The following is a 14,104-nucleotide window of genomic DNA, read 5'->3' as shown; positions in this document are numbered from 1 at the left end:
TATCCTAATTTCTGTGCCAAGAGACTTTAGGCAGAATTTGTTTGCGATCTACTCGTGTCTGATATTTGATGGCAAAGTTTAACAGAGAATCGAGGAGAGAATCAGAGAGCAGGTGAGGCTGCAAACCTAAATCAAGCAATTTTGTATTTTTAGCGTTGAAGTAATGTTCTTCTTTTTCAACTCTGGGATTATCTAAATGATTGATTTCTACGTTCAATCCGATAGCGTTACCAGCTTTTTTCACCATCAATGCCAAATCGGCGACGCTAAATTGTTCGGTAAATTGGTTAAATACGCGGAATTCACCAGCTTCGGCAGGGTTAGCGATCGCTAATTCCACACATCGTACTGTATCCCGAATATCCAAAAATCCGCGAGTTTGTCCACCTTTACCGTAGACAGTTAACGGATGTCCAATAGCTGCTTGAATACAAAAGCGGTTTAGTGCAGTACCAAACACACCATCGTAATCCAGTCGATTAATCAATAGTTCGTCTATCCCCGTTTCTTCGGTTAAGACACCATAAACTACACCCTGATTTAAATCAGTTGCCCGCAATCCCCAAATCCGGCAAGCAAAGTGGATGTTATGACTATCATGAACTTTGCTTAAATGGTACATCGAACCGGGTTGCTTGGGATAAGGTAGGGTATCCTTGCGTCCATTGTGTTCAATGGTGATATACCCTTCTTCGATGTCGATATTGGGTGTACCGTATTCGCCCATCGTCCCCAGCTTCACCAAATGACAGTCGGGGAAATCTTCCCGCATGGCGTACAGCAAGTTCAACGTCCCAACTACATTATTGACCTGGGTAACAACTGCATGTTCTCGGTCAATCATGGAAAATGGGGCCGAACGCTGTTCGCCAAAATGCACCAGAGCATTTGGCTGAAATTGCTGTAATGTTTTATGGAGAAACTCGTAATTTGTAATATCGCCGATGAACAAGTCGATCGATTTACCCGTCAAATCTTGCCAGCGCTGGAGACGTTGTTGAATTAGTGCGATCGGAGTGAGAGTTTCGACACCAAGTTCATTATCCCAATGCCGCCGCACCAAACTATCTAAAATTCCAACTTCATAACCTCGATTGGAAAGGTAAAGAGCAGTTGCCCAACCGCAATATCCATCACCACCAATAACCAGGACTTTCATCTTCACCAGTTTTTACTCGCTGATAGCTAAATCTATCAGGTTTCTGTACCCTCTCAATCATCATTCTGGGAGAGATATGGATTTAGAGAGCAGCGAACAGGGGAAAATGGGGAAAATGAAGGGAATTCTCCTCACTCAGGACTTCGGAATGCGATACTGCTGGGCAATGTAATAAAACAAACGATAGTAATTTTGAAATTCTTGGCTCTTACTCCGTCCCTGTAAATGGTATTTCACTTGACTCTGAGTTAGCGTCAGTGTCATCGAACTTACTCCTTGTTCGACTTCTACAAGGAGTACCCCAGCTACCCCTTGAGCGGTCTGAAAGTTGGATTTTATCTTTTTCACTGACTCTGGATCGTTTGGCAGCTGCTGACTTGCCCACCCCCGAATTTCCACGGAGTTATTTTGTGGTGAAATAAACGCAATTCCATCACCATTTTCTGAGGCTGCTAAAGAAGTCCAATTACTCGGATATGGAAATTCAAAGCCATAACGAGAGTTGCTATAAGTTTTCCAGGCGATCGCCCCGGCGTTAAAATCATTTGCTGTACAACCCGACAGCATGATTAACAGGGCAATGACTCCGCTAATGCTGGCGGCAAACCGATAAATTCTTCGCCCCAAACTAGAGATTTTATTAGCAGTAGCCATGTACATCACACATTTTGCCAAAGTTACTGATTTTATAGAAATACCAGAAACTCTGATATTGCACTATTCTCAATCAGCTAACTACTCGTCTGCCACATCAATTTTAAGAGATTCGTAGTGAGCGATAAATCGCTCAATTTCAAGGGCTAGAGCCACTAGTGATGAACCATAAACCATCAAATATTATGGTGCAAGTAAACCCAATTGTAAATAAAAGTAACGAAAGTGACGTTAAAACGTTTTACTATCTTGACAACCAATAGAAGAACCGATAACTTGATATACATACCCGGGTAAGACCGTTAAAGAGTTATATGCAAACGCAAACTAAGCAAAAGGTCACTTTGTATTTATCGTCAGAGTTGCACAGAAAACTGAAGATTCGTTCAGCAATCGATTCCGAGCCAATGTCAGAACTTGCCGAGCGTGCCCTTGGTTTTTACCTGTCTAATCAAGAATTAGTTGACGAGTTAGAAGATTCTAGTTATGGGCGGACTCATAGAGTTTATTCATGCCCGACTTGTGATAGCTCACTAGTATTACGTGATGGGGAACTGGTTACTTTAGGCAATCAACCAGGAGTAGTTGGTCAAGAGCATCTTTCTATTGATGAGATGGATGAAGATGAAACCAATCCCAAGGGCGAGGAAGAGTTAGTTCCTTGCTAGATAGATATTCATGATTTGGTTGTCTTTACCAGAAGCAATGTCTCTACTGTCTCTATAAGGTCTCAAGTAGGTCGAAGTATGAAAGAAGAGCTCAATATCCTAATTCAAGCTCAATACCCTTTAATCTACCTTGTGACCTCCGAGGAAGAGCGGGCCGAGCTAGCAGTTTCCACAATCGCCCAGTTGTTAAAGCCCCAGCGCCGAGTATTTATTTGGACAGTAACACACGGGATTGTCGAGTATGGTCAACCCCGGAATGTCACCCAACATAATACCGTGTCTCCAGAGGCGGCGATTGAGTGGATAATTCGGCAGAAAGAACCAAGTATATTTATTCTTAAAGATTTACACCCCTTTATAGATGCGCCTGCGACTAACAGATCGTTACGTGATGCGATCGCTAGTTTCAAAGGTATGCAAAAGAACATCATTTTGATGTCTCCAATGCAACAAGTACCTATAGAACTGGAAAAAGAAGTTGTCGTTCTCGACTTTACATTGCCAGATATGGCTGAGTTGAACAAAGTATTAACTCACCATATAGACCAAAATCGTGGTCGCCGACTGACAACAGAAGCCAGAGAAAAACTTCTCAGAGCCGCTTTAGGTCTAACTAAAGATGAAGCTGAAAAAGTCTACCGTAAGGCACAGGTAACTACAGGGCGTTTGACGGAAGATGAAGTAGATATCGTTTTATCTGAGAAAAAGCAACTAATTCGGCGCAATGGCATCTTAGAATACATCGAAGAAGATGAAACCATTGATGCAGTAGGTGGCTTAGAAGAGTTAAAAAGATGGCTCAAACAACGCTCTAACGCTTTTACAGAAAGAGCGAGAGAGTATGGTTTGCCTCAACCAAAGGGGATGTTAATTTTAGGAGTTCCCGGTTGCGGTAAGTCATTAATAGCCAAAACTACTTCCCGACTGTGGGGTTTACCACTGTTGCGGTTAGATATGGGGCGAGTTTACGACGGCTCAATGGTGGGACGAAGTGAGGCAAATCTGCGAAACGCCCTGAAAACAGCAGAATCTATTTCCCCAGCGATATTGTTTATCGATGAATTAGATAAATCCTTTGCTGGTAGTGGAGGTTCCTCTGATTCTGATGGGGGGACTTCAAGTAGAATTTTCGGCTCTTTCCTCACTTGGATGCAGGATAAGAAATCACCAGTGTTCGTGATGGCAACTGCCAACCGAGTAGAACGCTTACCTGGGGAATTCTTGAGGAAAGGACGCTTTGATGAAATCTTCTTTGTCGATCTGCCAACACCGGAAGAACGGCAACACATTTTCAATATTCACCTGACGAAACGCCGTGAAGACATCTCTCGATTCGATCTTGAGCAATTAGCCAAGATGTCTGATGGCTTTTCTGGGGCAGAAGTTGAACAAGCGATCGTTGCGGCAATGTATGAAGCTTTTGCCCAAGATCGGGAGTTCACCCAACTAGATATTATTGCTGCACTGAAGGCAACATTGCCGCTGTCTCGAACGATGCAAGAACAAGTAACGGCTCTGAGAGATTGGGCCAGACAGCGCGCCCGCCCCGCAGCATCCTCCGTAGCTGAATATCAGCGAATGGAGTTTTAAAAGCTTTCCTCTGCCATCCCAGGGGGAAAGGCTAGCTGAAAATGCTAGCAGTTATAAAAAAAGCCGCATCCTGTTAAGCGCGGCTTCGCCCAAAACAAACCGTTGTCGTTTTTCTCAATCTTCTCATTGGAGGAAACCCAAATGTCTCACTTTAGCACCCTGCGTACCAAAATCACCGATGCCGAAATCCTCAAGGCTTCCTTGCGCGACCTCGGTATCAGCGTAAAGACTGAAGCTGATGTCCGTGGTTATAACGGTCAGCGTGTCCGTTCGGACATCGTTGCCGTGTTGGAAGGCGAATATGACCTCGGCTGGTCTCGCAATGGCGATGGTTCTTTTGACCTAATCGCTGACTTGTGGGGCGTTGCTAAGAAGCACAACCAAACCGAGTTGATCAACTCAATCAACCAAAAGTATGCCGTTAACAAAACTTTGGCTGAAGTGAAACAGCGCGGTCTGCAAAACGCCAATGTGAAGTTGGTATTGCAATAACAATTTCTCTGCGCGTTCCCAAAGCTGCACGGGTTAACCATATAAATAGCGGTTAGCCCGCTTTTTTATCGGGACTGAGATTTATTTCTCAGTCCTGATTTTTATTTTTTCAAAGTTAGAACTGAACTAAGCATTCAGATTAAAGTATTTCAATATAGCTTCTGATATCTGTTGATTATCTTCCGGCGATACTGCAAGCCTGTCCGTAATTTCATTCAACCAAACAAAGTTTCTTGATAAGAACTCCATCATATCTCTCCTATCAATTTCTAATTTATTTACTGAACACTTTTGAATTCTACATCTGCAACTCAGGAATAGTTTAAGTCCGTGTGATGTAGGGAATGTCTCTAGAAAAAAGAACCAATACTTTACGATTGATTCAATCTGTTTAATATAGCTACGAACTTCCTCTATTTCATATAACTCTCTTACATCATTTACAATATCTATATACCCATCAATACCAAAGTCCTGGTGCTGACCGAACTGCAAATGGAATCGGAACAGGATGCTCGGTTAAGCGAACTGCTCGATCGCCAACAATCAGATACTCTTAGTGAAGGCGATCGCTCAGAGTTACAAAGCTTGATACAGATTTATCAAGAAGGACTTTTAAGAAAAGCCACTGCGTTGAGCGAAGCTGTCAAACGTGGGTTGATTGAACCTTTAAGCTAGTGAGCCAGATTCTTGAACAAGTCCGGGCGCAGATACGGATACAAGCGAATTGGTAAAATTTATTTCTATAGAAGCAGTGCGACGAGGAACTAGGTAAATTAAAAAAGGCTGTTTCGCAGCATTAGCTAATGCTAAAACTTCGCGTAAGTTCTCGCTTTGAGCAATTATTCCATTTGCATTGTAAGCGATATATTGATTTTTATATAAATCTAATAACATCTGGCGGTTACGATTTAACCACTTGAACATTTCATCTATTTCTCTTTTAGAGGGAGTTGTGTTCATATATTTAATTTTGTCTGTGGATGTGGAATATCTCTGGCACTATTTTAATTGTCTGGTGCAAGAGGTGAGGTACCAAACCTGACTTAAATCTAAATCTAAAATAAACTCACCACTAGAACTAAAACCCTTCACTTGTATCATTTTGCTTATTTCTGGTAAAGTGCGATCGCATCCCAGGAGATCCACTTTTGCACCTATAGCTTAGACTTAAAAAAAAGCTTAGTATCGATGAATCAAAGTCTAAGTGCTACTCCCAGCCTGGAAGAACACACTCATCAAAATCCTGTTGTTACCAAACAGCAGCTATTTGGAAAGCAACTAATTGTTCTTGTCTTGGAAATGCTTCTGGCATTACCTCTGGGTTTACTCCTCACAAAGTTCCAAATTGGCAGGATTGCCTGGATATTTGGCGGGATTGCAGCTGGTACAGTGATTCTCCAAGGGTGTCGAATTTTTTATCAATATTCCCCCCAACCTAACCGCACTGCTAGAAAAGTGGGAATGGCACTTGTCGGCTTAACTGTCGGCGCTTCCAATGCCCACGCTAATCTAGCTAGTATTGCTTCCGGTATTCCCATATTTATTTTTCTTACTTTATTTTTGCTGCTGAGTGGAAGCTGTATCGGTTACATTTACTCCCGCGTCAGCAAAACCAACCTATTTACAGCAATGCTGGCTACAGTTCCTGGTGGTGTAGGAATTATGGCAGCGATCGCAGCCGATTACAATAAAAATGTTAGCTTGGTTGCCCTAGTTCAGGCGATTCGCGTTACCTGTGTAGTTGTTCTAATTCCCTTCATCGCTAGGACATCAGCTGGTAATTACTATCCGCAAACACTTCCAATTAACCCTGCTTGGCTCAATCTCGATCCATCTCAACTAGAATTACTCTTGTTAGTACTGCTAGTTACTGGATTAGTAGTTTATCCAGCTATATTATTTAAAATTCCTGCCGGCGATTTCTTTGGTGCATTGCTGATTGGTATCGGGTTTAATCCTTTGCTACATTGGCTGCCTTTTGTGGGTGATATTAGCTTTAGTCCGCCGCCAATAATAAACTTATTGGGTCAAATGCTCCTGGGAATTACTATTGGTGAATATTGGGGAGATAAACCTAACTTTAAAAAGCGGACTTTCGCCTATGCCTTGATGTCTGTGGGGATGACTCTCGTAGCCGGAGCGATCGCTGCTATACTTGCGATGCAATTAACATCTTGGGACTGGTTAACTTGTCTGCTAGTCACAGCACCAGGAGGATCGGCAGAAATGATCCTAGTTTCCCTAACATTGAATCATAATGTTGAAATTGTTACAACTGGTCATTTAGTGCGGCTAATTGCGATTAACAGTTCCCTGCCTCTTTGGGTGTTTTTGTTTCGCCGTCTAGATGAGCAGGTTTCTGAACCAGTTTAATTGATGAAGGCTTTGGGAATGGGGCATGGGGCATTAGTTTTTGACAAATGACAAATAACTAATAACAAAGATGCAACTTGAATGCTGATAGCTTATTCTTTTGTTATCCAAATACTAAGGATGCTTTAGATGGTTGCCCAAATTCAAGAACTTGAAGCGCAGCACTGGGTTAAAACTCGTTCTTCCCTTGACCCTACCGAATCCACTTTCCTGATTTGGAAAGGTAAAATTTACGCTTTTATTCCCGGTGAGAAAAGACAACTCCTGTTTAAAATGCTAGGATTAAGCGTTAGCCGATGTATTCCCACAGCAGAAGGTAGTTGGGATTTTACTTCTAGGGAACTAACTTACTACCTCAACCCAAAAACAGATGAGGTTTTATCCAAATGGGAGAATCCTTGGACAGGCGAGACAGTTCCGGTGATTCACGTTGCCAATAATCCTGTGCAGGGAAAGTTTGAGGGAAATTTTCCCGCCCAAGTAGATGGTGAAAGCACAACCTTCGTTTTTGATATATTTCCTTATTACCCCAATCCCTTAGCAGACGATCGCAAATTTGCCGAATATAGCCCAAATCCAATTTATCAGGCAGCGGAATTGTTTAAATTAACAGTGCCAACCGCAGATTTATTCAACCCAGCACTTAAATCAGTTTCTGAACTCAAACTGAGTTGGGATCGAATTGGTCAATGGCTTCCCTGGATGAAAATGGGCGATCGCCCCGGTCAACTAATCTACAGTGCTGTTGGCAGCAAAGTCAATGGTTTAACAGAACTGCCCCCAGTGCTGCAAGACGAAATTAGTAACCGTATTCCTCTATATAAACAAGCCCCAAAAGCATTAAGCGATGGGGAAGATATGACTTCCTGGTTGTACTTCCAAAAGCACTTTCAGTCTTATTTAGCTGGTGAAATCTTCCCGCTTCCCCAAGCAGAAGAATTTTGATCGAAGAGGCGGGGGGCAGTTCTTGCAGCTAGCAGGGGAGAAAGATACTGGAATTACCCTGCAAAAAGGGTTTCAGCAGCCCTAAATTTATGTATGGGGTTCTGCCCCCTGCCCCTTTGTGGAAACAACAAAGAACGCATCCTGCTCAACGAGACGCACTCGCGTTCGCTAATGCAAAACTTAATTACGTTAGCGACGCAGAAGCCGCAGAGGCGCAGAGAACACAGACAGAAGAACCGAAATGTTTAACTCAACTATATTGATCTTTAAGCACATTGCCAGAAAAAAGCCACTGTTTCTTTATGCTCTGGGCACTGAACAATATAGCCTACTCCTCCATCACCCCACATATAGGGTATATTCTCATTTGACTCAAACTGAAATAGAGATTCATTCATTGGATGCTTGCAAATTGGGCAATCTGGATATTCAGGGTATTGTACCCAATCAGCCCAACCTGCTAATTTATCGCTACCTTGATGAAGTTCTTCCATTAAAATTTCATCTAAAAAATCTTTTTCATCTTCATCTAGCGTGGTTTCAAAGTCATCGATTTCTAACCAATTAGGATAGTCATCTACCTCTTTCCATCCAACAATTAATTTAGGTTCAAACAAATTTCCTATTTCTGGAATTTCAAAAAATGCAGAAGGAATTTTGGGCTTGAAAATTCTAACAAGTTGACATCTAGAAAATGGAGACCATCCTTCACAATCACTTACACAATCTTGTTCGCAAGCTAAAATTTTTACCTTTCCAATATCTCCTTGCCAATCTACATGTACACCAATTCTTCCTTTGATTGGCATATCATGAGGTAAGTTCATCATTAAAGTTTCGCACTCTTCAACTGTTCTTCCATACAATCCAGTATCATGCTCTACTATAATTTCATTTGTGCAGTAGAAGAATTGAAGTATTCCATTGCCAAATTTAGTGTTTAAGTTTTGCGGAAGCTCGTCTAGATTAAGTTGTAAAAATAACTGTATCGGCTTGCCGCAGTTTGGACAACGTGGCCATTCTTCATCAACATTTAGCCAAGGTTTCCCACCAAACTTTGATACAGTTAAATCTCCATCACCTTCTTGAACGATTGGTTTCCAAGCTAAACGTTTAACATTGCTAAGTTTTTTTTTAGGTATTCTAATTTATTCAAATTTCACCTCTTGACCTGAACACTCAAATAGATGTAAACCTAACCGTTGGGAAAGTTCTTCACACACCTTTACCCCCCGCACACTGTTACCACGCACATCCAGCAGGGGCGAAAAAACGCCAATGCCCATCTTATTGGGTACAACGGCGATAATCCCACCACAAATACCGCTTTTCGCCGGAATCCCAATTTTATAAGCCCACTCACCTGCAAAGTTGTACATCCCACAGGTATACATAACACTCAAAATATCTTTGATGTAACGCTTATCTACCGCCCGTTCTTTGGTGATGGGATTAATACCTCTGTTCGCCAGAGTAGCCGCCATCACCGCTAAGTCTTGGCAATTCACCATCACAGCACACTGCTGGAAATAAAGATCCAACGCCTCTTCAATGTTTCGGTCAATCATGCCAAAGTTGAGCATCAAATGCGCCATTGCGCGATTGCGATGCCCTGTACTGCGTTCTGAGGTAAAAACTGAAATGTCAACGAATACGTCGCGGCCAATATATCGGCGAAACATATCTAGCATCCGATTGAGGCGTTCAGTTGGGCCGGAACCTTTGATTAAGCTAGTGGTCGCGATCGCTCCTGCGTTTACCATTGGATTATAAGGTCGCTTCGATTGCTCATCCAAAACAATCGCGTTGAATGCATCCCCTGTCGGTTCCACGCCCACTCTCGTCAAAACATAATCCAGTCCATGATCTTCTAAGGCAAGTCCATAAGCAAACACCTTAGAAATTGACTGAATAGTAAAAAGTTGCTCGTAGTCCCCAACTTTGTAAACCCGACCATCTACTGTCACAATGCAAATGCTGAACAAATCCGGGTTTACCTTTGCCAGTTCGGGAATGTATTTCGCTACTGCACCCTCCCGCAGTGACTGGTATTGGGAATGCAATTCGTTGAGAACAGCTTTTAATGGCGATGCTTCTATTTCTAAATCTCCTTGATGTACTTGGTTTGTCATTAGGCTGATGGCATTTCCCAAAATACCTACTATATATAGAAGAGGTGCAGGTGTACATCCCTACTGTTACAAAGATTTTGTCAAAAATAGCTTGCTCTAAAAAATCATACTTGAGCAATTACTGAAGATAAACAAGATAAGATGTAATTTTTGTGACATGCAACAGATGTTGTTTAAGCGATCGCAAAGTTTTCTTAATTTTTAAGTCATTAATCCTGAAAAATATTAACTTGGGTATCGTCCTTTTTTTTATACTCAGCAATACGGTTAGCAAAAGTTATATTTATCACCAATATCAGTCTAGTTGTGGAGAATAAAAGTAATGATTGATGTAAGTAGAAAAAACTTAGAAAAAAGATATTAGACTCAAACTAATTTGCATAATTTTTTAAGATGTAACTCATATCACGACTTATTCATAGTTAAATCTAAATATTTCCTTAAATAAATGATTTTAAGTATTTATGCCGATGCCATTTAATTAAAGTTATATTACCGTCTTATAGGAAATAGCCAAAAACAATGTGATCTAGAATACACGAGTAGTTGCGAGCCTTTAGAAGTGATGTGAATAGGGTATCGCTACTTTCGTGTGAAATAAGCGTAAAGTTTTTTTAAGAAATTTTTGACTTACGGAAAAAAGCGTTACATAGCCAAAGCCCGCTTTTGAGAAAGGTTTCGACCTTCAAATTGGAATGGGAATTTGAGAAAGTGGCCGATAGTTACGCTAAAACCCTGATCCCCAAGCCAAAAGGTTCGTGTTAGTCTGTTGCAGTTATAAAGAACAAAGTGAAAACGGAACGAGTTCGAGTTTTTCAAAAGGGAAATCACTTTCATTAGCGATCAATCCCACAAGTTATAAAACTTTAAGTTCTACAGTCGCTTTCAAAAACGGACGCATGAATCAAAGACATTTGTGGACTATTGTTGCCCTGTTTCTGACTGTTTTGGGAATACCATCAGTCGGTTGCACTCAAACCACCAAAGGAAATGCGCTAGCATCCCAAAAATCACCTGCCCCTGATGTGGTTAAGGTGGGAGAGTACCAATCAACAGCAGGGAAACAAACCTTGGATGCTGTGATTACAGAAATTCATCCTCACAACATTAGAGGACGTAAGGCGGCAACCCTTTTTATCAAAAATATACCTGTTCTCACCTTTTTGAGTTCTGTATCAAATACGAATCTTGAGACTAAAAAAGTTGGTGCAATTGGCAATACTGGGGGCGTACAAGGGTACGCCCTTATTGCTAGCAATTCATCAAATGCATTAAATACTGGGAACCTAACAGATGCCAGTAACCAGATTAGCTCCGCTGACAATGACCCGGTTCAGATAGCTGGTGTAATAGCAGCTAAGATCAACCAGTTGAATCGGGAAAACGTAGACGGGAGTAAGATTACCGTCAGTTGGAAAGCAGGGGAAAAATCTACTGCCGATCGAGCGCAAAACAAAAGCGTTCCTGTCCAACAAAATGGCGATCGCTATGTAATTAAAATTAATGGCGAAGAGTTGGTCGAAATCAGCGAAGGTACGCGATTAGCAGGTAGTACCAACGATCTAGCGCAAGATGCATTGCAAGCAACCAATCGCTTGCGAAGACTACTAGGCAATGCATCTCCCCTAAAAGAGATTGCAAATTTACCAGTACGTCAACAAATATCAATATCAAAGCTACCTCAACAGGTTGCCGTCGGAGTAGTGCGAGCCACCCTGAGAGGCATGGCTTCTTATTACGGCTATGACGGTTCTGGTAATCGCACTGCTAGCGGTCAGAGATTTAATCCAGAAGCAATGACTGCCGCTCATCGTAGTTTACCCTTTGGTACGCAAGTGCGTGTAACTAACACTCGCAACGGTCGTTCCGTAGTGCTGCGGATTAATGACCGAGGTCCATTCATTCGAGGTCGAGTCATTGACGTGTCTGCCGGCGCGGCTCGAATTTTGGGAATGATGGGCAGTGGAGTTGCACCAGTGCATATTGAAGTTTTGGGTAAATAATCGAGTAGGTTACAGGTTACAGGTTACAGGGGAAAAATTATTCCCTATCGCCTATTACCTATAACCTTTCCCCTAACCTCAATCCCAGTTCCGTATCACTTAATTCCCCTAGTTCAATCAACTCTTCCCTCTATTTCAGATATAAACTAACGGGGGAGGGATCGATAAGAACTAGGGGTATTTTTGTGCGCCTGCTGACAACAGTCGCAGCTTTACGCTGCTATTTAACTAAACGCTGCTCAGAAAACAAGCTAATTGCGGTTACTGAGGATCTGAGACTAGATGAGATGACTGGCTGGTATCAGACGGCAGTCGGTCTGGTGCCAACGATGGGAAATTTGCATCAAGGTCATTTAAGCTTAATCCAACGGGCGCGGCACGAAAATTCTACGGTGATTGTGAGTATTTTCATCAATCCCCTGCAATTTGCTCCTAATGAGGATTATCAACGCTATCCCCGCACTTTAGAGCAAGACCAACAACTTTGCGAACAAGCTGGGGTAGATGCAATTTTTGCACCGAGTCCTGAAGAGATGGCAGTTCCGCAGAAGAGTATACAAGAATCAAAGGTTACACAAGTTATCCCCCCATCTGCTATGATGACAGGCTTGTGTGGTCGTTCTCGGCTGGGTCACTTTCAAGGTGTCGCTACGATTGTTACCAAGCTTTTCAACTTGGTACAGCCTGACCGTGCCTACTTTGGTCAAAAGGATGGTCAGCAACTAGCAATTATTAAACGCTTAGTGGCTGACTTAAATTTGCCAGTAGAAATTGTTGCTTGTCCAATAGTACGGGAAGCGTCGGGTCTGGCCTTCAGCTCTCGCAATCAATATTTGACTGCAACGGCAAAAGAGCAAGCAGCGGTGTTATATCGGGGTTTACGACAAGCTGAAGCTGCATTCATTGCAGGCGATCGCAATAGCAACAAGTTGATAGCAGTGGTACAGCAAGAAGTGGCAATGGTCAGCACGGTCTCAGTGGAATATATTGAATTGGTTGAACCGACTACGTTAATGTCTTTAGAAAAAGTTGAGGAGGAAGGAATGTTGGCGATCGCAGCTCGTCTTGGTGCTACACGTTTGATTGACAATATCATATTGCGCGATCGTCAACCCATTATCGCTATTGATGGCCCAGCTGGTGCTGGAAAATCCACAGTGGCGCGGCAAGTGGCAGCAAATCTGAGTTTAGTGTATTTAGATACAGGAGCAATGTACCGTGCTGTCACTTGGTTAGTACTGCAAAAGGGAATTGCTATTGACGATGAGTGTGCGATCGCCGAATTAACTAATCAGTGTAAAATTGAACTTACTCCCACCGAGGATTTACAATCGTCCGTGCGGGTTTGGATTGACGGTACTGATGTTACCCAGGTAATTCGCACCATTGAGGTAACTTCTCTTGTATCTGCGATCGCGGCACAAAGCGCTGTCCGTCAAGCACTGGTTAAACAACAGCAAAGCTGGGGTAAGAGAGGTGGTTTAGTTGCTGAAGGTCGGGATATTGGTACTCACGTATTTCCCGATGCCGAAGTTAAAATCTTCTTAACTGCTTCTGTCGGCGAACGCGCCCGTCGCCGCCAGCAAGACTTTAACATCCAAGGTCTACCTGAAGTGAGTTTAGAGCAGTTGGAACACGACATCGCCGAACGTGACTGGAAAGATAGTACACGCAAGGTTTCTCCTTTGCAGAAAGCAGCAGATGCGATCGAACTTCAAACTGATGGTTTGGACGTGTCTGAAGTCACGGCACAAATCGTTAACTATTACCAACAGCGTTTATCTCAGTGTTAGTTACTCGTACTTGCTGTTAGTTTTTTTGTTTCAAAGGGTGGTGGGTGAGCGATTATTCACTTACCATCCTCAAAATTATTTTAAAAATAAAAAATATATAATTTGACTGCTGGCTATTTTCTTTAAGAATTAATATTTTTGATGTAAATAAATATTACGTTTATTTAAATATTAAATCATCTCGCTTTCGACTGATTTTTAAAATCGTAATTAATCCTACTAAAGATAGAAGTATTAAAGTTTTAATTGCTAAATGCTATTTAGTTATTGGCCTTTCGTTATATATTAGTCA

The 14,104-nt window shown here is 42.2% G+C and carries 13 protein-coding genes; 8 read left to right on the top strand and 5 right to left on the bottom strand.

The annotated features are described in order from the left end of the window. Window positions 1-4: 4 nt before the first annotated feature. Both V7K84_RS23750 and V7K84_RS23745 read right to left on the bottom strand, forming a co-directional pair. The gene (locus V7K84_RS23750) at window positions 5-1,159 is read right to left on the bottom strand and encodes an NAD-dependent epimerase/dehydratase family protein (RefSeq protein WP_334841847.1); all 1,155 of its coding nucleotides are present in this window, start codon (window positions 1,157-1,159) and stop codon (window positions 5-7) included. A gap of 135 nt (window positions 1,160-1,294) precedes the next feature. Further along, window positions 1,295-1,813 carry a hypothetical protein gene (locus tag V7K84_RS23745; protein ID WP_334841647.1) on the bottom strand — a complete coding sequence of 173 codons (519 nt, stop codon included), beginning with the start codon at window positions 1,811-1,813 and terminating at the stop codon, window positions 1,295-1,297. A 314-nt stretch (window positions 1,814-2,127) separates the two neighbouring features. Here V7K84_RS23745 and V7K84_RS23740 point away from each other — a divergent pair, with 314 nt between their 5' ends. The 4 genes from V7K84_RS23740 to V7K84_RS23725 all read left to right on the top strand — a co-directional run bounded on the left by V7K84_RS23740 (window position 2,128) and on the right by V7K84_RS23725 (window position 5,241). Then, window positions 2,128-2,481 carry a hypothetical protein gene (locus V7K84_RS23740; RefSeq protein WP_094350627.1) on the top strand — a complete coding sequence of 118 codons (354 nt, stop codon included), beginning with the start codon at window positions 2,128-2,130 and terminating at the stop codon, window positions 2,479-2,481. Window positions 2,482-2,559: 78 nt separating this feature from the next. Further along, window positions 2,560-4,071, top strand: a complete 1,512-nt coding sequence (gene ycf46 / locus V7K84_RS23735; protein ID WP_179065078.1) for a stress-responsive protein Ycf46 — start codon at window positions 2,560-2,562, stop codon at window positions 4,069-4,071. Between the two features lie 141 nt (window positions 4,072-4,212). After that, window positions 4,213-4,563, top strand: coding sequence for a DUF1257 domain-containing protein (locus V7K84_RS23730; protein WP_094350625.1), 351 nt, complete (start codon window positions 4,213-4,215; stop codon window positions 4,561-4,563). 477 nt (window positions 4,564-5,040) lie between these two features. Continuing rightward, on the top strand, window positions 5,041-5,241 hold the full coding sequence (locus V7K84_RS23725; protein WP_334841645.1) for a hypothetical protein: 201 nt from the start codon (window positions 5,041-5,043) through the stop codon (window positions 5,239-5,241). Here the strand turns inward: V7K84_RS23725 and V7K84_RS23720 are convergent. Continuing rightward, entirely contained in the window at window positions 5,233-5,526 is a 294-nt protein-coding gene (locus tag V7K84_RS23720) for a DUF5678 domain-containing protein (RefSeq protein WP_334841644.1), read from the bottom strand. The two genes, V7K84_RS23725 and V7K84_RS23720, sit on opposite strands and share 9 nt — an antisense overlap. A 228-nt stretch (window positions 5,527-5,754) precedes the next feature. Here V7K84_RS23720 and V7K84_RS23715 point away from each other — a divergent pair, with 228 nt between their 5' ends. Both V7K84_RS23715 and V7K84_RS23710 read left to right on the top strand, forming a co-directional pair. Then, complete coding sequence (locus V7K84_RS23715) at window positions 5,755-6,939, top strand: AbrB family transcriptional regulator (RefSeq protein WP_334841642.1); 1,185 nt, start codon at window positions 5,755-5,757, stop codon at window positions 6,937-6,939. A 129-nt stretch (window positions 6,940-7,068) separates the two neighbouring features. Beyond that, window positions 7,069-7,884, top strand: a complete 816-nt coding sequence (locus tag V7K84_RS23710) for a DUF1838 domain-containing protein (protein WP_334841641.1) — start codon at window positions 7,069-7,071, stop codon at window positions 7,882-7,884. 266 nt (window positions 7,885-8,150) lie between these two features. On the opposite strand, the gene V7K84_RS23705 is transcribed toward V7K84_RS23710, so the two are convergent. Continuing rightward, window positions 8,151-8,978, bottom strand: coding sequence for a DUF1963 domain-containing protein (locus tag V7K84_RS23705; RefSeq protein WP_334841845.1), 828 nt, complete (start codon window positions 8,976-8,978; stop codon window positions 8,151-8,153). Window positions 8,979-9,032: 54 nt separating this feature from the next. Further along, window positions 9,033-10,016: a glutaminase A gene (glsA, locus tag V7K84_RS23700; protein ID WP_334841639.1), complete on the bottom strand. Its 984-nt coding sequence runs from the start codon at window positions 10,014-10,016 to the stop codon at window positions 9,033-9,035. An 899-nt stretch (window positions 10,017-10,915) separates the two neighbouring features. On the opposite strand from glsA, the gene V7K84_RS23695 reads away from it, so the two are divergent. After that, complete coding sequence (locus tag V7K84_RS23695; protein WP_334841637.1) at window positions 10,916-12,019, top strand: septal ring lytic transglycosylase RlpA family protein; 1,104 nt, start codon at window positions 10,916-10,918, stop codon at window positions 12,017-12,019. 185 nt (window positions 12,020-12,204) lie between these two features. Beyond that, window positions 12,205-13,812, top strand: a complete 1,608-nt coding sequence (locus tag V7K84_RS23690; RefSeq protein ID WP_334841636.1) for a bifunctional pantoate--beta-alanine ligase/(d)CMP kinase — start codon at window positions 12,205-12,207, stop codon at window positions 13,810-13,812. Window positions 13,813-14,104: the final 292 nt, after the last annotated feature.

The sequence above is a fragment of the Nostoc sp. genome (assembly GCF_036917315.1).
Taxonomy (GTDB): domain Bacteria; phylum Cyanobacteriota; class Cyanobacteriia; order Cyanobacteriales; family Nostocaceae; genus Nostoc.
This window is presented reverse-complemented; position numbering and strand designations above follow the sequence as displayed.

Coding starts and splice junctions, on each gene's coding strand:
- V7K84_RS23750 (WP_334841847.1), bottom strand. CDS start 1,159: ATGAAAGTCCTGGTTATTGGTGGTGATGGATATTGCGGTTGGGCAACT.
- V7K84_RS23745 (WP_334841647.1), bottom strand. CDS start 1,813: ATGGCTACTGCTAATAAAATCTCTAGTTTGGGGCGAAGAATTTATCGG.
- V7K84_RS23740 (WP_094350627.1), top strand. CDS start 2,128: ATGCAAACGCAAACTAAGCAAAAGGTCACTTTGTATTTATCGTCAGAG.
- ycf46 (WP_179065078.1), top strand. CDS start 2,560: ATGAAAGAAGAGCTCAATATCCTAATTCAAGCTCAATACCCTTTAATC.
- V7K84_RS23730 (WP_094350625.1), top strand. CDS start 4,213: ATGTCTCACTTTAGCACCCTGCGTACCAAAATCACCGATGCCGAAATC.
- V7K84_RS23720 (WP_334841644.1), bottom strand. CDS start 5,526: ATGAACACAACTCCCTCTAAAAGAGAAATAGATGAAATGTTCAAGTGG.
- V7K84_RS23715 (WP_334841642.1), top strand. CDS start 5,755: ATGAATCAAAGTCTAAGTGCTACTCCCAGCCTGGAAGAACACACTCAT.
- V7K84_RS23710 (WP_334841641.1), top strand. CDS start 7,069: ATGGTTGCCCAAATTCAAGAACTTGAAGCGCAGCACTGGGTTAAAACT.
- glsA (WP_334841639.1), bottom strand. CDS start 10,016: ATGACAAACCAAGTACATCAAGGAGATTTAGAAATAGAAGCATCGCCA.
- V7K84_RS23695 (WP_334841637.1), top strand. CDS start 10,916: ATGAATCAAAGACATTTGTGGACTATTGTTGCCCTGTTTCTGACTGTT.